Source organism: Mycolicibacter longobardus, from assembly GCF_002102265.1.
Classification (GTDB): Bacteria; Actinomycetota; Actinomycetes; order Mycobacteriales; family Mycobacteriaceae; genus Mycobacterium; species Mycobacterium longobardum.
Genome location: NZ_LQPG01000008.1, coordinates 135,617 through 155,299 on the forward strand (window position 1 = coordinate 135,617; position 19,683 = coordinate 155,299).

Annotated in this window: 22 protein-coding genes and 1 tRNA gene; 15 read left to right on the forward strand and 8 right to left on the reverse strand. The window is 68.2% G+C overall.

From position 1 onward, the window contains the following. Window positions 1–8: 8 nt before the first annotated feature. The 3 genes from AWC16_RS03360 to AWC16_RS03370 are packed head-to-tail and all read right to left on the reverse strand — an operon-like array spanning window position 9 to window position 4,461. Complete coding sequence (locus AWC16_RS03360) at window positions 9–1,604, reverse strand: acyl-CoA carboxylase subunit beta (protein WP_085263375.1); 1,596 nt, start codon at window positions 1,602–1,604, stop codon at window positions 9–11. Further along, entirely contained in the window at window positions 1,601–2,749 is a 1,149-nt protein-coding gene (locus AWC16_RS03365; protein ID WP_085263376.1) for an acyl-CoA dehydrogenase family protein, read from the reverse strand. Before AWC16_RS03365 ends, AWC16_RS03360 begins: the two co-directional genes overlap by 4 nt. Beyond that, on the reverse strand, window positions 2,746–4,461 hold the full coding sequence (locus AWC16_RS03370; RefSeq protein WP_109561259.1) for an acyclic terpene utilization AtuA family protein: 1,716 nt from the start codon (window positions 4,459–4,461) through the stop codon (window positions 2,746–2,748). Before AWC16_RS03370 ends, AWC16_RS03365 begins: the two co-directional genes overlap by 4 nt. A 243-nt stretch (window positions 4,462–4,704) precedes the next feature. Here AWC16_RS03370 and rpmF point away from each other — a divergent pair, with 243 nt between their 5' ends. The 6 genes from rpmF to AWC16_RS03400 all read left to right on the forward strand — a co-directional run bounded on the left by rpmF (window position 4,705) and on the right by AWC16_RS03400 (window position 9,841). After that, window positions 4,705–4,878 carry a 50S ribosomal protein L32 gene (gene rpmF / locus AWC16_RS03375; RefSeq protein WP_085263378.1) on the forward strand — a complete coding sequence of 58 codons (174 nt, stop codon included), beginning with the start codon at window positions 4,705–4,707 and terminating at the stop codon, window positions 4,876–4,878. 63 nt (window positions 4,879–4,941) lie between these two features. After that, complete coding sequence (locus AWC16_RS03380; protein WP_024442851.1) at window positions 4,942–5,634, forward strand: response regulator transcription factor; 693 nt, start codon at window positions 4,942–4,944, stop codon at window positions 5,632–5,634. After that, the gene (locus AWC16_RS03385) at window positions 5,634–7,088 is read left to right on the forward strand and encodes a HAMP domain-containing sensor histidine kinase (protein ID WP_085263379.1); all 1,455 of its coding nucleotides are present in this window, start codon (window positions 5,634–5,636) and stop codon (window positions 7,086–7,088) included. Before AWC16_RS03380 ends, AWC16_RS03385 begins: the two co-directional genes overlap by 1 nt. 55 nt (window positions 7,089–7,143) lie before the next feature. Then, window positions 7,144–8,526, forward strand: coding sequence for a S1C family serine protease (locus AWC16_RS03390; RefSeq protein WP_085263380.1), 1,383 nt, complete (start codon window positions 7,144–7,146; stop codon window positions 8,524–8,526). 161 nt (window positions 8,527–8,687) lie between these two features. Continuing rightward, window positions 8,688–9,182, forward strand: coding sequence for a MogA/MoaB family molybdenum cofactor biosynthesis protein (locus tag AWC16_RS03395; RefSeq protein WP_085263381.1), 495 nt, complete (start codon window positions 8,688–8,690; stop codon window positions 9,180–9,182). A gap of 227 nt (window positions 9,183–9,409) precedes the next feature. Next, on the forward strand, window positions 9,410–9,841 hold the full coding sequence (locus AWC16_RS03400) for a large conductance mechanosensitive channel protein MscL (RefSeq protein ID WP_085263382.1): 432 nt from the start codon (window positions 9,410–9,412) through the stop codon (window positions 9,839–9,841). A 4-nt stretch (window positions 9,842–9,845) separates the two neighbouring features. Here the strand turns inward: AWC16_RS03400 and AWC16_RS03405 are convergent, their stop codons facing one another. The 3 genes from AWC16_RS03405 to AWC16_RS03415 all read right to left on the reverse strand — a co-directional run bounded on the left by AWC16_RS03405 (window position 9,846) and on the right by AWC16_RS03415 (window position 11,608). After that, the gene (locus AWC16_RS03405; protein WP_085263383.1) at window positions 9,846–10,496 is read right to left on the reverse strand and encodes an SAF domain-containing protein; all 651 of its coding nucleotides are present in this window, start codon (window positions 10,494–10,496) and stop codon (window positions 9,846–9,848) included. Window positions 10,497–10,561: 65 nt separating this feature from the next. Beyond that, the gene (locus AWC16_RS03410; protein WP_085263384.1) at window positions 10,562–10,906 is read right to left on the reverse strand and encodes an FmdB family zinc ribbon protein; all 345 of its coding nucleotides are present in this window, start codon (window positions 10,904–10,906) and stop codon (window positions 10,562–10,564) included. Between the two features lie 75 nt (window positions 10,907–10,981). Beyond that, on the reverse strand, window positions 10,982–11,608 hold the full coding sequence (locus AWC16_RS03415; RefSeq protein ID WP_234812108.1) for a 5-formyltetrahydrofolate cyclo-ligase: 627 nt from the start codon (window positions 11,606–11,608) through the stop codon (window positions 10,982–10,984). A 76-nt stretch (window positions 11,609–11,684) separates the two neighbouring features. On the opposite strand from AWC16_RS03415, the gene AWC16_RS03420 reads away from it, so the two are divergent. From AWC16_RS03420 to AWC16_RS03455, 9 genes are all read left to right on the forward strand, one after another. Beyond that, window positions 11,685–12,596 (forward strand): UTP--glucose-1-phosphate uridylyltransferase, encoded by a 912-nt coding sequence (locus AWC16_RS03420; RefSeq protein WP_085263385.1) that lies wholly within the window; start codon window positions 11,685–11,687, stop codon window positions 12,594–12,596. Between the two features lie 60 nt (window positions 12,597–12,656). Then, complete coding sequence (glp, locus tag AWC16_RS03425; RefSeq protein ID WP_085263386.1) at window positions 12,657–13,925, forward strand: molybdotransferase-like divisome protein Glp; 1,269 nt, start codon at window positions 12,657–12,659, stop codon at window positions 13,923–13,925. 10 nt (window positions 13,926–13,935) lie between these two features. Then, complete coding sequence (locus AWC16_RS03430) at window positions 13,936–14,598, forward strand: GNAT family N-acetyltransferase (RefSeq protein WP_085263387.1); 663 nt, start codon at window positions 13,936–13,938, stop codon at window positions 14,596–14,598. A 147-nt stretch (window positions 14,599–14,745) separates the two neighbouring features. Continuing rightward, entirely contained in the window at window positions 14,746–15,912 is a 1,167-nt protein-coding gene (gene sepX, locus AWC16_RS03435; RefSeq protein WP_085263388.1) for a divisome protein SepX/GlpR, read from the forward strand. A 50-nt stretch (window positions 15,913–15,962) separates the two neighbouring features. Further along, window positions 15,963–16,035, forward strand: a tRNA-Ala gene (locus tag AWC16_RS03440). Between the two features lie 60 nt (window positions 16,036–16,095). Next, window positions 16,096–16,251, forward strand: a complete 156-nt coding sequence (locus AWC16_RS24210) for a hypothetical protein (RefSeq protein WP_165759157.1) — start codon at window positions 16,096–16,098, stop codon at window positions 16,249–16,251. Next, on the forward strand, window positions 16,251–16,604 hold the full coding sequence (locus AWC16_RS03445; protein ID WP_207572247.1) for a hypothetical protein: 354 nt from the start codon (window positions 16,251–16,253) through the stop codon (window positions 16,602–16,604). The genes AWC16_RS24210 and AWC16_RS03445 overlap by 1 nt, the downstream gene beginning before the upstream one ends. Before the next feature lie 69 nt (window positions 16,605–16,673). Beyond that, the gene (locus AWC16_RS03450) at window positions 16,674–17,744 is read left to right on the forward strand and encodes a DUF4226 domain-containing protein (protein WP_234812109.1); all 1,071 of its coding nucleotides are present in this window, start codon (window positions 16,674–16,676) and stop codon (window positions 17,742–17,744) included. Window positions 17,745–17,836: 92 nt separating this feature from the next. Next, window positions 17,837–18,202, forward strand: coding sequence for a hypothetical protein (locus AWC16_RS03455; RefSeq protein WP_085263389.1), 366 nt, complete (start codon window positions 17,837–17,839; stop codon window positions 18,200–18,202). A 44-nt stretch (window positions 18,203–18,246) separates the two neighbouring features. Here the strand turns inward: AWC16_RS03455 and AWC16_RS03460 are convergent, their stop codons facing one another. Both AWC16_RS03460 and AWC16_RS03465 read right to left on the reverse strand, forming a co-directional pair. Then, complete coding sequence (locus tag AWC16_RS03460) at window positions 18,247–19,071, reverse strand: hypothetical protein (RefSeq protein ID WP_085263390.1); 825 nt, start codon at window positions 19,069–19,071, stop codon at window positions 18,247–18,249. Continuing rightward, window positions 19,068–19,676: a TetR family transcriptional regulator gene (locus AWC16_RS03465; protein ID WP_085263391.1), complete on the reverse strand. Its 609-nt coding sequence runs from the start codon at window positions 19,674–19,676 to the stop codon at window positions 19,068–19,070. Before AWC16_RS03465 ends, AWC16_RS03460 begins: the two co-directional genes overlap by 4 nt. Window positions 19,677–19,683 lie beyond the last annotated feature (7 nt).

Here is a 19,683-nt window from a genome sequence, read left to right on the forward strand (position 1 = left end):
GGGGGTCCTCACATCCGGAAGACGCCGAAGTTCGACGTCCCCTCGACCGGGCCACTGGCGATGGCGGACAAACACATTCCCAATACCGTCCGGGTGTCGCGCGGGTCGATCACCCCGTCGTCGTAAAGCATCCCCGACAGCACGAGCGGCAGCGACTCGGCTTCGATCTGCCCTTCGACCATGGCGCGCATGGCGGCGTCGGCCTGCTCGTCGACCTGCTGCCCACGGGCCTCGGTGGCTGCCCGGTTCACGATCGACAGCACGCCCGCGAGCTGTGCTCCGCCCATCACCGAGGATTTGGCCGAAGGCCAGGCGAACAGAAAGCGGGGATCGTAGGCGCGTCCACACATGCCGTAGTGCCCGGCGCCGTAGGAGGCGCCCAGCAGCAGTGAGATGTGCGGCACCTTCGAATTGGATACGGCGTTGATCATCATCGAGCCGTGTTTGATCATCCCGCCCTCTTCGTAGTCCTTGCCCACCATGTAGCCGGTGGTGTTGTGCAGGAACAACAGTGGGGTGTTGGAGCGGTTGGCCAACTGGATGAACTGGGTGGCCTTCTGGGATTCCTCGCTGAACAGCACGCCCCGGGCATTGGCCAGGATGCCGATCGGATAGCCGTGTAGCCGTGCCCAACCGGTCACCAGCGATGAGCCGTACACCGCCTTGAACTCGTCGAACTCCGAACCGTCGACGATGCGCGCGATCACTTCGCGGGGGTCGAACGGAATGCGCAGATCGGCCGGCACGATACCGATCAGCTCTTCGGCGTCGTACTTCGGTTCGGCGACGGGAAGAGGCTTCGGGCCCTGTTTGACCCAGTTCAGCCGGGCCACGATCCGCCGACCGATCCGCACCGCGTCAAGCTCGTCGTTGGCGAGATAGTCGCCCAACCCGGAAGTGCGCGAGTGCATCTCGGCACCGCCGAGCGACTCGTCATCGGACTCCTCGCCGGTGGCCATCTTCACCAGCGGCGGCCCGGCCAGGAATACCTTGGAACGTTCCTTGATCATCACCACGTGGTCGGACATGCCGGGCACATAGGCGCCGCCGGCGGTGGAGTTGCCGAATACCAGCGCGATGGTCGGGATGCCGGCCGCCGACAGTCGAGTCAGGTCGCGGAACATCTGGCCGCCGGGGATGAAGACTTCCTTCTGGGTGGGCAGGTCCGCTCCGCCGGATTCCACCAGGGAGATCACCGGAAGCCGGTTCTCCAAAGCGATCTTGTTGGCCCGCAGGATCTTGCGCAGCGTCCACGGGTTGGAAGTGCCGCCCTTGACCGTCGGGTCGTTCGCGACGATCATGCACTCCACGCCTTCGACGGCGCCGATCCCGGTGACCAGGCTGGCCCCAACCTGGAAGGCGCTGCCCCAGGCAGCCAGCGGGCACAGCTCCAGGAACGGCGAGTCGGCGTCGATCAGAGCTTCGATGCGCTCGCGGGCGGTGAGCTTGCCGCGGGAATGGTGGCGGTCCACGTACTTGGGTCCGCCGCCGGCAAGTGCCTTGGCGTGCTCGGCATCGATCTCGGCGAGCTTCTCGTTCAGCGCCTCCGCCGCTTCGGTGTAGGCCGGGGAGGCTGGATCGAGGGTGGATTTCAAGGTGCTCATGACTGGAAACCTAGGGATTTCGCGGCCAGGGAGGTCAGGATCTCGGTGGTTCCACCGCCGATACCGATGATGCGCATATCCCGATACTGGCGCTCCACCTCGGACTCGGCCATATAACCCATGCCGCCGAAGAGCTGCACGGCCTGGTTGGCCACCCACTCACCGGCCTCCACCGCGGTGTTCTTGGCGAAGCACACCTCCGGGATGAGGAAGGCCTCGCCGGCCAGCTGCCGTTCGACGACGTGGCGGGTGTAGACCCGGGCCACATCGATGCGGCGGGCCATCTCTGCCAACGTGTTCTGCACGGCCTGCCGGGAGATCAGCGGACGGCCGAAGGTCTCCCGGTCGCGGCACCAGGCCAGGGTCAGCTCCAGGCAGCGCTGCGCGCTGGCATACGCCTGGGCGGCCAGCCCGACCCGCTCGGAGACGAAGGCCGCGGCGATCTGGGCGAAGCCGCTGTTCTCGGCGCCGACCAGGTTGGCTGCCGGAACCCGGGCGTCGACGTAGGACAGTTCGGCGGTGTCCGAGGAGCGCCAGCCCATCTTGTCCAGCTTGCGGGTCACCTCAAAGCCGGGCGTGCCCTTCTCGACCACCAGCAGTGACACCCCGGCCGCGCCGGGGCCACCGGTGCGCACCGCGGTGACGACATAGTCGGCGCGCACCGCGGAGGTGATGAAGGTCTTGGCGCCGTTGACCACATAGTGGTCGCCGTCGAGGCGGGCCGTGGTGCGCAGGTGTCCGACGTCCGAGCCGCCGCCGGGCTCGGTGATGGCCAGCGAGCCGATCTTCTCGCCGGCCAGCGTGGGGCGGACGAACTCCTCAATCAGCCGGGCGTCGCCGGAGGCGATCATGTGCGGCACCGCGATACCGCAGGTGAACAGCGAGGCGAACACCCCTCCGGGCGCCCCGGCCTGGTGCATCTCCTCGCAGATCACCACCGCGTCGGCGCCGTCGCCGCCACCGCCGCCGGCCTCTTCGGGGAAGCCCGCGCCCAACAGGCCGGCCTCGGCGGCCTTGCGGTGCAGCTCCCGCGGCAGGTCGCCGGTACGTTCCCACTCGTCGACGTTCGGAAGGATCTCGCGCTCGACGAAACCGCGCACGGTCTTGCGCAGCGCCTCGCGTTCGGGGGAGTTCCAGATACTCACAGTGTCCCTTCTGGTAGCAGTCGCTCGGGTATCTCGAGATGACGGCTGCGCAGCCATTCGCCAAGGCCCTTGGCCTGCGGATCGAACCGGGCCTGGTAGGCCACGCCCTGCCCGAGGATTCCCTCGATGACGAAGTTCACCGCGCGCAGCTTCGGCAGCAGGTGTCGGGTGACCGGCAGGTCGGCGGTCTCGGGCAGCAGTTCGCGCAGCTTCTCCACGGTCAGCGTGTGGGCCAGCCAGCGCCACTGTTCATCGGTGCGCACCCAGGCCCCGACGTTGGCCGAACCGCCCTTGTCGCCGCTGCGGGCGCCGGCGATCAGTCCCAGCGGCGCGCGCCGGGTGGGGCCCGCCGGTAGCGGCTCGGGCAGGTCCGGCTCGGCGGCCGGAGCCAGCTCGAGGGTCTGGGACGCGGGCGGGATGTCCACCCGGGTGCCGTCGGCGTGCACCGCGATGTGCGGCACCTGGGTGGCGTCGACGTAGCCCGGGGTGAACACCCCGTAGACCTGGCCGTCGCCGGGCGGGGCGGTGACGCAGAAACCGGGGTAGCTGGCCAGTGCCAGCTCGATACCGGCCGCGGAGAACTTGCGGCCCACGTTGGCCGGGTCCGGGTCGCGGACCACGCAGTGCAGCAGTGCGCTGGCGGTTTCTTCGGTGTCGGCGTCCGGGTGATCGGTGCGCGCCAACGTCCACTCCAGCTCGGCCGGCCGGACGGTCATGGCCGTCTCCAGCTGAGTACGCACCAGTTCGGCCTTGGCTTCGATGTCCAGGCCGGTCAGCACGAACGTGGTGGAGTTGCGGAACCCGCCGATGCTGTTCAGCGACACCTTGTAGGTGGGCGGCGGCGCCTCGCCGGTCACGCCGGAGATCCGCACCCGGTCCGGGCCGTCGGGCGACAGCTCGATGCTGTCGATGCGGGCGGTGACGTCGGGATTGGCGTAGCGGGCACCGGTCACCTCGTAGAGCAGCTGCGCGGTCACGGTGTCGACGCTGACCAGGCCGCCGGTGCCGGGGTGCTTGGTGATCACCGACGATCCGTCGGCATGGATCTCCGCGAGCGGGAAACCGGGGTGCAGCAATTGCTCGGTCGGTATCTCGGTGAAGAAGGCGTAGTTGCCGCCGCTGGCCTGGATGCCGCACTCGATGACGTGGCCGGCGACCACCGCCCCGGCCAGCCGGTCGTAGTCGGTGCGGGCCCAGCCGAAGTGGGCGGCGGCCGGCCCGACGATCACCGAGGCATCGGTGACCCGCCCGGTGATCACCACGTCGGCGCCGCCGGCCAGGCACTCGGCGATGCCCCAGGCGCCCAGGTAGGCGTTCGCGGTCAGCGGAGTGCCCAGCCCGAGCTCGGCGGCGCGGGGGAGCAGGTCATCGCCTTCGACGTGTGCCACCCGCGCCGGGATGCCGAGTCGCTGCGCCAGCTCGCGGACCGCGTCGGCCAGGCCGGCCGGATTGAGTCCGCCCGCGTTGGCCACGATGCGAACGCCCTGCTGATGGGCCAGCCCGAGGCACTGCTCGAGTTGGGTCAGGAAGGTCTTGGCGTAGCCGCGCTCCGGGTGCTTCATCCGGTCGCGTCCCAGGATCAGCATGGTCAGTTCGGCCAGGTAGTCGCCGGTGAGATAGTCCAGCTCACCGCCGGTGAGCATCTCGTACATGGCGGCATGCCGGTCGCCGTAGAAGCCCGAACAGTTTCCGATCCGAACCGCTGCTGTCATCCCCATCCCCATCACTCAACCAACCGGTAGGTTAGCCGGTACCGCCGGTGTCGCGTCAAGGTGCGTTGCCGCCCTCGGGAACGCCGGGCCTCTGTGGCGGTCCCAGCTTCGCCTCTCCTTCGTCGAGCCTCGCTGAACCGCCGTATTCGCTATTTTGGAGCCGACGCTGGTCACCGGCTATCCTTTCGGGAGTCCCGCCGCTGGTATCTAGCGGCAATATGCAACTTGAGGAGAGGCTCGACCATGGCCGTGCCGAAACGCAGGATGTCGCGTGCGAACACTCGCAGTCGCCGCGCTCAGTGGAAGGCTGAGGCAACCGGCCTGGTCAACGTGTCGGTCGCCGGGCGCCAGCACAAGGTGCCGCGTCGGCTGCTGAAGGCCGCCCGCCTGGGCCTGATTGATCTCGACCGCCGCTAATAAGCCTCCGACACGAGCGGCGCTTTACCCACCAGATCGCCCATCAATGATTGGATGGCACCCATGGCTACCCGGGTACTGGTTGTAGATGATGACCGCGCGGTGCGTGAGTCGCTGCGCAGGTCTCTGTCGTTCAATGGTTACTCCGTCTCGCTGGCCACCGACGGTGTCGAGGCACTCGAGGCCATCACCAGCGATCGTCCGGACGCGATGATCCTCGACGTCATGATGCCGCGACTGGACGGCCTGGAAGTCTGCCGCCAGCTGCGCAGCACCGGTGACGACCTGCCGATCCTGGTGCTGACCGCCCGCGACTCGGTCTCCGAGCGGGTCGCCGGCCTCGACGCCGGTGCCGACGACTACCTGCCCAAGCCGTTCGCCCTGGAGGAACTGCTGGCGCGGATGCGGGCGCTGCTGCGCCGTACCACGGCCGAGGACCTGTCCGAGTCGGTGGCGATGTCGTTCGAGGACCTGACCCTGGACCCGGTGACCCGCGAGGTCACCCGCGGCGATCGGCAGATCAGCCTCACCCGCACCGAATTCGCGCTGTTGGAGATGCTGATCGCCAACCCGCGCCGGGTGCTCACCCGCAGCCGCATTCTCGAGGAGGTATGGGGTTTCGACTTCCCCACCTCGGGCAACGCGCTGGAGGTCTACATCGGGTACCTGCGTCGCAAGACTGAAGCCGAAGGGGAGCCGCGGCTGATCTACACCGTGCGCGGGGTGGGTTACGTGCTTCGCGAGACTCCGCCCTGATGCAGTTGTTCCGCCGGCGGCAGGACGACGATTCGGCGCAAAACACGTCCCTGTCGCTGCGCTGGCGGGTGATGTTGCTGGCGATGTCAATGGTGGCATTGGTGGTGGTGTTGATGGCCGTGGCCGTCTACGCCGTCATCTCGGCTGCGTTGTACAACGACATCGACAATCAGCTGCAGAGTCGCGCCGAGATGCTGATCGCCAGCGGCTCGTTGGCCGCCGATCCCCGTAAGGCGATCGAGGGCACCGCCTACTCCGACGTCAACGCGATGCTGGTCAACCCGGGCCGGTCGATCTACACCGCCAACCAGCCCGGCCAGCGGTTGCCGGTCGGGCAGCAGGAGAAGGCCGTCATCCGCGGCGAACTGTTCTTGTCGCGGCGCACCGCGGCCGGCCAGCGGGTACTGGCCGTGCACCTGCCCAACGGCAGCACGCTATTGATCTCCAAGAGCCTGGCGCCCACCCGGGCGGTGACGATGAAGCTGCGCTGGGTGCTGCTCGTCGTCGGCGGGGTCGGTGTCGTGGTGGCAGCGGTGGCCGGCGGGATGGTCACCAGGGCCGGTCTGCGCCCGGTGGGCCGGCTGACCGAAGCGGCCGAACGCGTGGCGCGCACCGATGACCTGAGACCGATCCCGGTCTACGGCAGCGACGAGTTGGCCCGGCTCACCGAGGCGTTCAACGCGATGCTGCGGTCCCTGGCCGAGTCGCGGGAACGGCAGGCCCGACTGGTGGCCGATGCCGGCCACGAACTGAAGACCCCGCTGACGTCGCTGCGCACCAACGTCGAACTGTTGATGGCGTCCGCGGCGCCGGGCGCTCCGCAGCTGCCCGAGGAGGAGATGGCCGAACTGCGTGCCGACGCGATCGCTCAGATCGAGGAATTGTCCACGCTGGTCGGTGATTTGGTGGATCTCACCCGCGACGACCAACGCGAGGTCGCCTACGAACAGGTCGATGTCACCGAGGTGGTCGACCGCAGCATGGAGCGGGTCCGCCGACGCCGCAACGACATCGAGTTCGACATCCAGGTGGTTCCGTGGCACGTGTACGGCGACGCCGCCGGTCTGTCGCGTGCGGTGCTGAACATGCTCGACAACGCCGCCAAGTGGAGCCCGGCGGGTGGAGTGGTCGGGCTGCGGATGCGGCAGATCGACCCGACACACGTCGAGATGGTGGTGTCCGATCGGGGGCCGGGAATCCCGGAGAACCAACGGGAATTGGTGTTCGAACGCTTCTACCGGTCGGACCAGGCACGCGCGATGCCCGGCTCCGGGCTCGGCCTGGCGATCGTCAAACAGGTGGTGCTCAAACACGGCGGGACGATCACCATCCACGACACCGTCCCCGGGGGGCAGCCGCCCGGGACGTCGATCCGGATGGTGCTGCCCGGTGGGCCCACAGCCGCGGGCGGGGTCCCGGCCGCGGCGATCACAGGCGGTTCTCAGTCCACGTAGGCATGGTGGTGAGGCAACCTCGCTGCACTCGTGTCACTAGGAGTAGACAACAAACATGACGAACTACCCCGGGTACCCCCCGCCGCCTCAGCAACCGGAACGGTCCAACCCGCCCGGTGCACCGGCGACGGAGCAACGCGGACAGACCGGCTACCCGGGCCGCGGTGTGCAGGGCCCGTACCCGTCGCCCTACGACTGGCGCTATGGACAGCAGCCCGCTCAGCCGCAGCAGCCGACGTATCGCACCGCCTACGACGCCTCCTACGGCCGTCCCGGTGCCCCCGGTGGTCCCGGCGGTCCGCGTGCCGTTCCGCAGCAGCGCCCCCGCACCGGGGCGCTGGCGCTGGGCGCGGTCGCCATCGCGGCGATGTCCGGCGTGATGGGTGGCGTGGTGGGCTCGGCGCTGCACTCCGATAACAAACCCACCGCCGCAAACAGCCATACGCCGAGCTTGCAGGCGCCCGGCGTGCCCGCTGCGGTGAGCCTGCCGGACGGCTCGGTCGAGAAGGTCGCGGCGAAAGTGGTGCCCAGCGTCGTCATGCTGGAGACCGATCTGGGGCGCCAGTCCGAGGAGGGTTCCGGCATCGTCTTGTCGACCGACGGGATGATCCTGACCAACAACCACGTGGTGGCCGCCGCCGCCAAGGCCGATGCGACCGCCAAGGCGGCGCCGAAGACCACCGTGACGTTCGCCGACGGCCGCACCGCACCGTTCACGGTGGTGGGGGCGGACCCGGCCAGCGATATCGCCGTGGTGCGCGTCCAGGGCGTCTCGGACCTCACCCCGATCACCATCGGCTCCTCGGCGGACCTGCGGGTGGGCCAGCATGTGGTGGCCGTCGGATCCCCGCTCGGCCTGGAGGGCACGGTGACGACCGGAATTGTCAGCGCCCTCAACCGGCCCGTCTCCACCAGCGGCGAGACGGGTAATCAGAACACCGTGCTGGACGCGATCCAGACCGACGCCGCGATCAACCCGGGCAACTCGGGCGGGGCACTGGTCAACATGAACGGTGACCTGGTCGGGATCAACTCCGCGATCGCGACGATGGGCGGCGACGTCGCCGACGCCCAGGGCGGCTCCATCGGCCTGGGCTTCGCGATACCGGTGGACCAGGCCAAACGGATCGCCGACGAACTCATCAACTCGCCGGATCACACAGCGTCGCACGCCTCGCTGGGGGTTCGGGTCACCAGCGACCGCAGTCTGCACGGAGCCAAGGTCGTCGAGGTGGTCCCCGGGGAGGCCGCGGCCAAAGCCGGTCTGCCGGAAGGTGCCACGGTGACGGCGTTCGACAAGCGCCCGATCGGCAGCGCCGACGCACTGGTCGCGGCCGTGCGGTCCAAGGCGCCCGGCGACCAGGTGACACTGACCTACCTCGATGCCGGGGGAGCGACCAAGACCGCGCAGGTCACCCTGGGTAAAGCGCAGCAGTAGACGGGCTTCGCCGACCCGCGGTTTTGGTGCGGCGGGCCCAGCTTCGTCTCTCCTTCGTCGAGCCTCGCTGACCCGCGGTTTTGGTGCGGCGGGCCCAGCTTCGCCTCTCCTTCGTCGAGCCTCGCTGACCCGCCGGGATTCGGCGATATACGGTTGCACCCATGGAGCAGTCCCGAGAACTCGCCGGCCGCGCGCTCATCGTCATCGTCGATGACCGCACCGCGCACGGCGATGAGGACCACAGTGGCCCGTTGGTCACCGAATTGTTGGCCGAGGGCGGGTTCATGGTCGACGGTGTGGTCGCCGTCGCCGCCGACGAGGTGGAGATCCGCAACGCGCTGAACACGGCGGTGATCGGCGGCGTCGACCTGGTGGTGTCGGTGGGCGGCACCGGCGTCACCCCGCGCGATGTTGCCCCCGAGGCCACCCGCGAAATCCTGGACCGGGAGATCCTGGGCATCGCCGAGGCGCTGCGTGCCTCGGGGCTGGCCGCCGGGATCGCCGACGCCGGGTTGTCGCGGGGTTTGGCCGGGGTCTCCGGCAGCACCCTGGTGGTCAACCTGGCCGGGTCCCGGGCCGCCTTGCGCGACGGGATGGCGACGCTGAACCCGCTGGCGGCCGCGATCATCGGCCAGTTGTCCAGCCTGGAGATCTGACCGCCGTGCCCGGACTCGGCGAGCACCAGGAGTCGTCCGACGAACGTGATTCGGACGACGTCCGGGAGGCCGAGGAACGCGAACGGTGGTTGCGGGACAACGTCCCCCCACATCACGGTTGAGATTCGACTTCTCGAAATCACTCGCGCCGCCGCATCCGCGGTCGCTACGGTTCGCATGGGCTGGTACGGGGCCGCCCGAATCGTTTCCGGCGGAAGGGTGCAGAGGTGTTCAAAGGGTTCAAGAATTTTCTGATGCGTGATGACGTCATCACCGTCGCCATTGGTCTGGTGGTGGCGCTGGCGTTCTCCAACTTGGTCGAGGCCTTCACCAAAACGGTGATCAACCCGCTGGTCTCGGCCACTCAGCCGGACACCGCCGGTCTGGGGCTGGGCTACCAACTGGGGGCGGAAGGCAACGAGGCGACGTTCATCGACCTCGGCGCGTTCATCTCGGCGATCATCTACTTCATCGTGTTCATGGCGACCATCTACTTCTTCATCGTGCTGCCCTACAAGCACATCCAGAAGCGCCGGGGCAACACCGTGTTCGGCGACCCGGCTCCGACCAAGACCTGCCCGGAGTGCCGGTCCGAGATCGCCGCCGAGGCGACCAAGTGCAAGTTCTGCGCCAGCACGCAGCCGGCCACCGCTGCTTGACGCCTCAGCGCAGGGTGAGTGTGACGGCCTGAGCCAGCGTGGCGCCGGCCACCGCCACGGCGGCGGTGGCCGGCAACGCCACCAGCACCACTCGGTCGTCATGGTTGTGCTTGTCAGACACCAGCACCACGATCCCGCCACCGGCCACCACCCTGGGGGCACCCGGCGGGCCGGCCGGGTCTTCCGGGGCGGTCGTCACGATGTCGACGACGTCGCCGGGGCGGACCAAGTCGATCAAGGCGGCGTCGGCCGGGTGCACGCCCACGATGCGGGCGCCGGGTCCGGCAGCGGCCTCGGTAAGCCGGCTGCCCAGTAGGCGCACATCGGTGAGTATCTCGCCGCGGCGTGCCGGGCCCGCCAGCGTGGCGTGCAGCACCGATGCCATGTCGGTGGCGGCACCCTCGGGAACCGTTTGGGCTGAACGGCTTTCGAGGGAGACGTCATCGACGGTCAGCGCCGTGCCCGGCGCGATATCGCGACTGGCCACCACGACCTCGACCTGGTCGCCCTGCGGGTTGGAGCGGATCGCCGCGACGCCCGCCAACAAGACCAGGGCGCCGGCGACCACGCGCCTTGCGAGCACCGTGCGGGCCCAGTCCGGCCGCAGCGCCTGCGATATCCGGGTGATCAGTGTGGGGTTGAGCGACTCGCCCATGGCGCCACGGTAAGCGGCCTGCCGACCGCGGGCCGCCGACCGCGCGTCGGCCTGTGGATAACGGGCTAGCTGGAGGTGGTCGCCGGAGCGGCGGTGCTGGCCTTGGCGGTTTCGGTCGACTTGGTGCCGCTGTCGCCGGAGGACTTGTCGGCCGACTTGGTCTCGCTGCCGCCGGAGTCGCCGGAGGCTGTGGTCTTGGTGGCGCTGCTGCCGTTGGAAGCCGACTTGCCGGACTCCCGGCTGTCGGTGCGGTAGAAGCCGCTGCCTTTGAATACCACGCCGACCTTGCCGAAGATCTTGCGGAGGCGACCGTCGCACTCCTCGCAGGTGGTCAGTGCGTCGTCGGTGAAGGCTTGGACCACGTCGAAGCGATTGCTGCACTCGGTGCAGGCGTAGCTGTAGGTGGGCACGCGAAACCTCCGTGGATCGAACAATCGGGTTAGCACTCTACCGTGCTAAGTGCTAGAACCGCTATGTGGCCTCGGTCATTCCGGATCGTTGCGGGTAGTGCCGAGCGTCACCAGGCCGAGCTGCGGGGTCAGGGCATGGGTCATCGGCACATCGTGGGGCTCCGACGGCAGCACCAGGTCGTCGGGCAGCAGCTCGGCGTCGCGCACGACCGCGACCAGCGGGGTCTGCGGCCTGCGGAACTGCAGGGAGCGGTCGTAGAAGCCGGCGCCGCGGCCCAGCCGCGCGCCCCGGCGGTCCACGGCCAGCGCCGGCACCAGGATCAGATCCGCCTCGGCCAGCGCGTCGGGCGCCAGCCACGGCTGCGGAGGCTCCAGGAGGCCGAACCGGGCGGTGACAAGGGATCCGGCCCGGTAGTCGCCCCACATCAATGCCAGCGGAGTGCCGTCGTCTTCGGTGCGCACCACCGGCAGCAGCACCCGCACGCCGCGGCGCGCCAGCCCGTCCAGCATGACCGCTGATCCCGGCTCACTGCCCACCGGCACGTAGGCGCAGACCGTGCCGGTGTCGTGCGCCAGTCGGTCCAGGTGGGCGGCCAGCGCCGCGGCCTCGGCATCGTGCAGTTCAGGGGGCACCGCGCGCCGCGCGGCGAGCAGCCGCGCCCGCAACGCGGACTTGGCGGCCAGCACCGCGTCGTCGGTCACGGCTTCCACATTGTCAGCAACGGCTCGCCCACCGCCAGGGGCGGAGGCGGAGTTGATTGCGGTTATCGTGTGAGCAATGCCCACGCCGAAGGTTTCGATTCCGCGCACCGCCATTGTGCCCGCGGCAGGTTTGGGCACCCGTTTTCTGCCCGCGACCAAGACGGTGCCCAAGGAGTTGCTGCCCGTCGTCGACACTCCCGGGATCGAGCTGGTGGCGGCGGAGGCCGCCGAGGCCGGCGCCGAGCGGCTGGTGATCATCACCTCCGAGGGCAAGGACGGCGTGGTTGCGCACTTCGTCGAAGACCTGGTGTTGGAGGGCACGCTGGAGGCGCGCGGCAAGAAGGCGATGCTGGCCAAGGTGCGCCGCGCCCCGCAGCTGATCAAGGTCGAGTCGGTGGTGCAGGCCGAGCCGCTTGGGCTGGGGCATGCCATCAGCTGTGTCGAGCCCACCCTGTCCGCCGATGAAGACTCCGTCGCGGTGCTGCTTCCCGACGACCTGGTGCTGCCCACCGGCGTGCTGGAGACGATGTCGAAGGTGCGTGCCCGACGGGGCGGCACCGTGCTGTGCGCGATCGAGGTCAGCCCCGAGGAGGTCAGTGCCTACGGGGTCTTCGATGTCGAGCCGGTTCCCGACGCCGCCAACCCCGACGTGATGCGGGTTAAGGGGATGGTCGAGAAGCCGAAGGCTCAAGACGCCCCGTCGATGTATGCCGCGGCGGGCCGCTACGTGCTGGACCGGGCCGTGTTCGACGCGTTGCGGCGCATCGACCGGGGGGCCGGCGGCGAGGTGCAGCTCACCGACGCCATCGCGTTGATGATCGCCGAGGGCCATCCCGTGCACGTCGTGGTGCACCGCGGCTCGCGACACGACCTGGGAAATCCGGGCGGCTACCTCAAAGCTGCGGTTGACTTTGCCCTGGACCGTGATGACTACGGTCCGGACCTGCGTCGGTGGCTGGTGGCGCGGCTGGGCTTGGCGGAGAACTGAGCCGACATCAGCGGAGATTCGGACCGAGGCTTCTGAGACTTCAGCGGAGAAAGGCACACCGTGCGTTCGGTTGAGGAGCAGCAGGCTCGGGTTTCGGCTGCCGCGGTGGCGCCCCGCCCGGTCCGGGTGGCGATCGCCGAGGCACAGGGCTTGATGTGCGCCGAAGAAGTGGTCGCCGAGCGGCCGATGCCCGCCTTCGACCAGGCCGCCATCGACGGCTACGCGGTGCGCAGCGTCGACGTACTCGGCGCCGACGCGATCGGCGACAGCTCGGACGCGGCCGAACGGGACGCCGCCGCGGTAACTCTTCCGGTGCTGGGCATCATCGAAGCCGGAGCCCGCACTCCCACCCGGTTGCAGCCCAAGCTGGCCACGCGGATTCAGACCGGGGCGCCGATGCCCACCCTGGCCGACGCGGTGCTGCCGCTGCGGTGGACCGACGGCGGGGACTCCCGGGTTCGGGTGCTGCGAGGCGTGCGCCCGGGTGACTACGTACGCCGGGTCGGCGACGACGTACAACCCGGCGATGTGGCGGTGCGCGCCGGCACGGTCGTGGGCGCCGCCCAGGTGGGGTTGCTGGCCGCCGTCGGCCGCGACCGCGTGCTGGTGCATCCCCGCCCCCGGCTGTCGGTGCTGGCGGTGGGCGGCGAACTGGTCGACGTCAACCGCACACCCGGCAACGGACAGGTCTACGACGTCGACTCCTACGCGCTGGCCGCGGCGGGTCGCGACGCGGGCGCGGAGGTGAACCGCGTCGGCATTGTCAGCAACGACCCCGCGAAGCTGCGTGAGGTGGTCGAGGGCCAGCTCAACCGCGCCGAGGTCGTGGTGATCGCCGGCGGGGTCGGCGGCGCCGCGGCGGATGCGGTGCGAGCGGCCCTGGCGGATCTCGGCGACATGGAAGTCGCCCGCATCGCCATGCACCCCGGTTCGGTGCAGGGCTTCGGTCAGCTTGGCCCGGAAGGGGTTCCGACGTTCCTGTTGCCCACCAACCCGGTGAGCGCGCTGGTGGTGTTCGAGGTGATGATCCGTCCGCTGATCCGGCTGTCGCTGGGCAAGCGGGAGCCGATGCGCCGGGTGGTGCGGGCCCGCACCCTGGGGCCGATCGCTTCGATGCCCGGCCGGAAGGGCTACCTGCGGGGCCAGTTGATGCGCGACGAGGAGACCGGCGAGTACCTGGTGCAGGTGCTCGGGGCGTCGGGCGGCACCTCCTCGCACCTGCTGGCGACGTTGGCCGAGGCGAACTGCCTGGTGGTGGTTCCCGAGGAGATCGAGCAGATCGCCACCGGCGAGCTGGTGGACGTCGCCTTCCTGGCTCAGCGGGGTTGAATCCGGGTACATGTTGGTCAACCTGTGGCCCTTCAAGGCCGTCCAGCACCCCGGCTGGCCGAGTGTGCTCGGGCCGCTGCGGGTCGCGGCCGGGGTGATCCGGCTGCGGCCGGTGCGGATCCGCGACGGCGTGACCTGGAGCCGGATCCGCTTGGCCGACCGTGCCCACCTGGAGCGGTGGGAGCCCAGTGTCGAGGTGGACTGGGTGACCCGGCACGGTTCGGCGGCGTGGCCGCCGTTGTGCTCCAGCCTGCGCACCGAGGCTCGGTATGGGCGGATGCTGCCGTATGTGATCGAGCTTGACGGCCGATTCTGTGGCCAGTTGACGGTGGGCAACATCGCCCACGGTGCGCTGCGGTCGGCCTGGATCGGTTACTGGGTGTCCAGCGCGGTGGCCGGCGGGGGAGTGGCGACCGGGGCGGTGGCGCTCGGGCTCGACCACTGCTTCGGACCGGTCCGGCTGCATCGGGTGGAGGCCACCGTCCGGCCGGAGAACGCGGCCAGCCGAGCGGTGTTGGCGAAGGTCGGCTTTCGTCAGGAAGGGCTGCTGCAGCGCTATCTGGACGTCGACGGCGCGTGGCGGGACCACCTGCTGATGGCGATGACTGTCGAGGAGGTTGCCGGCTCGGTGACCTCGGCGCTGATCCAGGCCGGCCGGGCTGCCCCGGCTTGAAAGTATTTCGGGCGGCATGTTACCCGTGTGATAGTTGTGACTACCGAGGTCGGCGAGTAAATTACAACTGTGTAATTGGCTCGGCGCGCCGCCCGAGGTCGCGTGGGTCACATACCTAGCCTTGGCTGGGAAAGGAGCAGGCCACCCATGCCCAGCATCCCGCAATCTTTGCTCTGGATCTCACTGGTCGTCCTCTGGCTGTTCGTTCTGGTGCCGATGCTGGTCAGCAAGCGTGACGCGGTGCGTCGTACCAGTGACGTGGCGTTGGCGACCCGTGTGTTGACCAGCGGATCCAGTGCCCGGCTGCTCAAGCGCGGCGGCCCGGCCGCCGGTCACCGCAGCGACCCCGACTGGCAGCACAGCGCCGATGGTGCTGACGATGTCGATGACACCGACGAAGACGAGCCCACCGAGAGCGGCTCGCGCGTGTTCGTCGCTGCGGCGGCTGTGTTCGTCGCCGCCGCGGAGCAGCGCGTCGGCGAGCAGGGTGAGCAGGGTGAGCTGGACTACCTGGACGTAGACGTGGTCGCCGACGATTCCGACGTGTTGCCGCTGTCGGAGGAGGGTTTTGCGCGAGCACGGGCCCAGGCCGTCGCCGAGGCAGAGGCCGAGGCGCGTGCTCAGGCCGAAGCCGAGGCCGCTGCGTTGGCGGCTGAAGCAGAGGCTGCGGCGTTGGCTGAAGCCGAAGCCGAAGCCGAAACCGAAGCTGAAGCCGAAGCCCAGGCTCAGGCCGAAGTTCAGGCTCAAGCCGACGAAGCCGACGTCGAATCGGTCGACGACGCCGAGTCTTACGAGTCCTACGAGTACGAAACGATCGACGACAGCTCCGGGCTGGAAGCCGCCGCGGAGGCGCCGATGGGCGCCGCGGCCGGCATGCGCCGGCCCCGCAGCGACATCAAGACGGCCGCCGCCGTCGATGCCCGCAAGTACGAGTTCCGCAAGCGGGTGCTGCTGTCGCTGGCGGCGATCCTGGTGTTCTCGGCGATCACGGCCTTCACCGTGGCGCCCACCGCATGGTGGATCTGCGGCGGCGCGGCCGGCGCGACGGTGCTCTACCTGGCGTACCTGCGGCGTCAGACTCGCATCGAGCAGCAGGTGCGTTCGCGCCGTGCGCGGCGGGCCGAACGGCCGCGTGCGCAGCGGGAGAGCGTGCACACCGAAGCGTTCGAGGTGGTGCCGTCGCGGCTGCGCCGTCCGGGTGTGGCGGTGCTGGAGATCGACGATGAGGACCCGGTGTTCGAGCACCTCGAGTACGCGTCCAGCAGTGGCCAGTACGACTGGCGGGGGGACCTGCCCCGCGCGGCCGGGCAATAGCGTCTCGGTTTCGGGGGGCCAGCTGCTGGCTGGTAATCTCCTAGCGGTCAGGGGCTATAGCGCAGTTGGTAGCGCGTCTCGTTCGCATCGAGAAGGTCAGGGGTTCGATTCCCCTTAGCTCCACTTTCTGAACACTCCGCGATAAGTCGGCCACGATGGACTGGTGCGAATCTAGGAGGCGTGATGACCAAGCGAACCATGTCGGCGAAGGCTCGCCGCCAGTTCGTCGTGCGCTCCACCAAGGCGTCAGCGCGGCTGGAGCAACGCGTCGTGCCGGCAGACCATGTGCGCTCGGCCAAGGCCGAAAAGTACCTGGCATCGTTGAGTGCCAAGGCCTGATGGCCTTCGAGCCCGACTACGGCGAAACCCTCGTTACCGAGGAAGAGCGTGAGGCACTGACTGCTGAAGCGCGCGAAGTTCTTGGCCACCCGATTCGCAAGGCGGATCTCTACGATCTCGAGCAGCAAATCCAGGACGAGGTCGCCGACGATCTCGTCGCCGAGGTATTGGATGGCACCCTCGCTGTATCCGAGCTGCTCACTGACCGCTTCGTACGCGAACTCCATCGGCGTCTCTACGCGCCGGTCTGGACATGGGGTGGACGCCAACGTTCGCGTGAGACCAACATCGGTATCGCGCCGGAACGTATTGCGGTTGAATTGCGCAACTCGCCGTCCGGATGTCACCCGTGATCAGCGTTCACGTCGGGAACCGCGCCGCTGACGCTGACGCGACAGCGCCAAAGCGCGTACCTTTGCGCCATGGCGGATCAGCTGGGGGCCTTCGCCGACGCGGCGCGGGCGCGCGAGGCGCAGCTGGTGCAGCGGTTGACGACGTCGGTGGAGCTCGACCGGTCTTTCGAGACGATCCTGCGGGGCGCTCACCGGTACAACCTGCAATCCCGGCAGCGTCTGGACGCCATCGAGGCGGAGATTCGCCAGGCCGCTGCCACCTGGCGCGGCTTAGACACCCCCGCCGGTGCCCGGCAGTTTCAAGCCTTCCTGACGGCCAAGACCCGTCAAATCCACCAGGTCGTCGCCGACGCCGCCGCCGACAGCCAGCAGCGCGCAGCGCAGGTCCAGGCATTGACCGGGCGCTACCCGCTCGGTGGGGACCGAACTACCCAATCGGTCGATTTCCGTCAAAAGGGTCCGCCGCAGGTCGACCCGCTCGAAGAGATCCTGAAGAAGTACCAGGTATCGGATGACCCCGATGGTGCACTCGATTGGGAGCCGCCGTGGCCGCTCAGCTTGGCCACCAACCCGGTGCACGTGACCGCGGGAGAGGCGCGCATGCTCGAAGACCTCTCACCGTTTGCGCTGCGGGATCTGAACCAGATCAAACAAGCCGCCGCAACCGAAGCCAAGGTGCGTTTCCCGCCCCAGAATGGTCCCAACGACACAGCCGACAACCACACCGACGCCTTCCGGCACGCATACTGGAACGCCCTGATGACGCAACGATTCGGCGAGAACTGGACCCGCGACTTCGCGACCGCTCACGAACGACTGCCGGACAACCACGCCGCCGCCGAGGCGATGGATCTGTACAACAACGAAGTCGGACGAGAAATCGCAACAGCTAACCCACGCGCCACTCCGGCGCAGCTCGCGGACCTAGTGCAACAGGCCGTCGACAGGGGCGACACCGTCGTGGTCGCGCCCGGCGGCGAGAAGCTGGCCTGGAGCAACACCATTGCCTGGGGCGAGGCGGGCACGACGACGAACGCGACGCTACCGGGTCAGACGCCAACGCCAACCGGTGCCGGGCCCGGTGGGGTCTACGACCCCGGTCAACCCGGCGGCTACGGAACGTCGGCAGGAGGGTACTGACCGTGGTGAGCAGAGCAGCGCCGATACGCAGTGCGCTTAGTGTCCTATTGCTGTGCATGTTGGTGACGAGCTGCGGACTGACGAGGCAATCGATGGACATCGACTACAACGATCGACGACTCAACGAGGGCTTGGCAAACCTTCTGCATCAAGATAAGTCGGGCAGACTGAGTGACTTCACCTCGTGGCCCTGGGATGAGGTGCATCTGTTTCATGAATACACCGAGCGGGAGTTCATCGAGAAAACCGTCGGCGCACCGGTGATCCGGTCGAATTTCTTTGAATCCAAAGCCAGTCTGTTGGTCTTCGAGGACCATGGGAAGCCCGTCAAGGCCGTCGGTATTGCCGCCGACTACCTGCGTGGGCAGGACCATCGCGTGAGTTGGCCCGCCGACGTGATGCTGCAACCGTGTTGTGGAGGGTATCTGCAGCTGACGTTGCCATCGGCCGGCGGGTAGGTTTCCCGCGACTCAACGGTCCGATTCGACCGGGGCTGATCTCCTCAGGGGTGTGCCACCAGATACGTCTCGTTGTCCAGATCGGCCGTGAGCTCCTGCACATCAAAGGGCCGGTCCAACCGCGCGCGCAACGACTTCGGGTCGATCAGCAGGCTGATCTCGGCGGTCTGCCGGGCGAACAGGCGTCCGATCAGCGGGTAGATTCGACGCATGATCGCCCGCTCGGCCGACGTACAGCGTGCTGCGCAGTAGCCCACATGACCGATCTCGTCGGTAAGAATCTCGCTGTACAACAAGGTGATTCGCTCAGCGACCTCGGGCTCGTCGGCGAACAGCTCGATACCGGCGCGACGTAGTTCGTCGAACATGATGCAGCCCGCCATCTCTGCGGCGCCGACGAACATGAAGCTGAGCCGCTCCGGAAGAAACACGCCGGTTTTGACGAACTGCCGCATCACGAAGGGTGGGGGGACCACCTGGAAGGTCAGATCGAACACGTCCAAGGCGTAGGCCAGCAGCCTGGTGTGGTAGTGCTCTTCCAGTTCGAGGTAGACGTTCTCCGGCGGCAGATTCTCGTCGCTGTTGCGGCCGTAGGTCTCGCCCAGGCCGACGCCGAAACGCTCGGCCTGATTGAGCTTTGCTGTTGCCAACAGGAACAGCATCTTTCGGTCCAGGCCGGGTTCTGGTCGCCGGCGCCGCAGGTTGCGAAGGAAAGTTGCTCGGTCGGCGGGTTGAGCCGAGTGCACGGGGTTGGCCTCAAGGTCGTTGAAGAACTGGTCTCGATTGGCCAGCCGCCTGTTGAGCAGGTCGGCTTCACCGTCTCGCTTGGCCAGAAACTCCCGGTAACCCTCAATGCCGGTGCGATTCATCGGTTCTCCATTCCCTTGACAATCGTTGTCACATAACGGTTCAACAGAGCCGCGTCGTGTGCTCCGGTGGACAGCAGGGCGAACAGCCCGGTCAGAAAGAACGTTCCGAGTTCGCCGGCGTCGAGGTCGGGGGACACCTGCCCGGAGTCCTGTGCTCCGCTGATCACGCCCACCAAGAACTCCGCCAGCGGGTGCTGCGCCAACTCGTCTTCGACCGGACGGTTCGATGAGAAATGCAGCCCGAGCATGTCCCGGAAAACCGCCGCACCCAAACGACTTTCAGCGCTCAGGACGTGATGGACCAGCTCAGAAAGCACCGACACCAGGTCGCCGTCGGCACCACCCAGTTCGCTGACGATCCGCGTCTCCTCGTTGCGCTCCACCTCGATGAGGACGTGCTCCTTGGTGGGGAAGTGGAAGTAGAAGGTTCCCCGCACCACGCCGGCCGTCGCCGCGATGGCACTGACATCGGCGGCGGCCAGCCCGTGCTGCGAAATCTCTGCCAGCGCGGCGTCGAACAGGCGGGCCCGGGTTTCGAGTCGCCGAGCCGCCCGGACGCCCCCGGCCGTCGACGGCGGTACAGACAGCACGTGTGGCGAATCCATGGGCCCA

What these genes read in the sequence shown, in the direction of transcription:
- AWC16_RS03465 (WP_085263391.1), bottom strand. Translation starts at nt 19,676, where the DNA reads ATGGATTCGCCACACGTGCTGTCTGTACCGCCGTCGACGGCCGGGGGC.
- AWC16_RS03405 (WP_085263383.1), bottom strand. Translation starts at nt 10,496, where the DNA reads ATGGGCGAGTCGCTCAACCCCACACTGATCACCCGGATATCGCAGGCG.
- AWC16_RS03385 (WP_085263379.1), top strand. Translation starts at nt 5,634, where the DNA reads ATGCAGTTGTTCCGCCGGCGGCAGGACGACGATTCGGCGCAAAACACG.
- AWC16_RS24210 (WP_165759157.1), top strand. Translation starts at nt 16,096, where the DNA reads ATGACCAAGCGAACCATGTCGGCGAAGGCTCGCCGCCAGTTCGTCGTG.
- sepX (WP_085263388.1), top strand. Translation starts at nt 14,746, where the DNA reads ATGCCCAGCATCCCGCAATCTTTGCTCTGGATCTCACTGGTCGTCCTC.
- AWC16_RS03420 (WP_085263385.1), top strand. Translation starts at nt 11,685, where the DNA reads ATGCCCACGCCGAAGGTTTCGATTCCGCGCACCGCCATTGTGCCCGCG.
- AWC16_RS03430 (WP_085263387.1), top strand. Translation starts at nt 13,936, where the DNA reads ATGTTGGTCAACCTGTGGCCCTTCAAGGCCGTCCAGCACCCCGGCTGG.
- AWC16_RS03455 (WP_085263389.1), top strand. Translation starts at nt 17,837, where the DNA reads ATGGACATCGACTACAACGATCGACGACTCAACGAGGGCTTGGCAAAC.
- AWC16_RS03395 (WP_085263381.1), top strand. Translation starts at nt 8,688, where the DNA reads ATGGAGCAGTCCCGAGAACTCGCCGGCCGCGCGCTCATCGTCATCGTC.
- AWC16_RS03380 (WP_024442851.1), top strand. Translation starts at nt 4,942, where the DNA reads ATGGCTACCCGGGTACTGGTTGTAGATGATGACCGCGCGGTGCGTGAG.
- AWC16_RS03460 (WP_085263390.1), bottom strand. Translation starts at nt 19,071, where the DNA reads ATGAATCGCACCGGCATTGAGGGTTACCGGGAGTTTCTGGCCAAGCGA.
- AWC16_RS03450 (WP_234812109.1), top strand. Translation starts at nt 16,674, where the DNA reads ATGGCGGATCAGCTGGGGGCCTTCGCCGACGCGGCGCGGGCGCGCGAG.
- AWC16_RS03360 (WP_085263375.1), bottom strand. Translation starts at nt 1,604, where the DNA reads ATGAGCACCTTGAAATCCACCCTCGATCCAGCCTCCCCGGCCTACACC.
- AWC16_RS03370 (WP_109561259.1), bottom strand. Translation starts at nt 4,461, where the DNA reads ATGACAGCAGCGGTTCGGATCGGAAACTGTTCGGGCTTCTACGGCGAC.
- AWC16_RS03445 (WP_207572247.1), top strand. Translation starts at nt 16,251, where the DNA reads ATGGCCTTCGAGCCCGACTACGGCGAAACCCTCGTTACCGAGGAAGAG.
- rpmF (WP_085263378.1), top strand. Translation starts at nt 4,705, where the DNA reads ATGGCCGTGCCGAAACGCAGGATGTCGCGTGCGAACACTCGCAGTCGC.
- AWC16_RS03390 (WP_085263380.1), top strand. Translation starts at nt 7,144, where the DNA reads ATGACGAACTACCCCGGGTACCCCCCGCCGCCTCAGCAACCGGAACGG.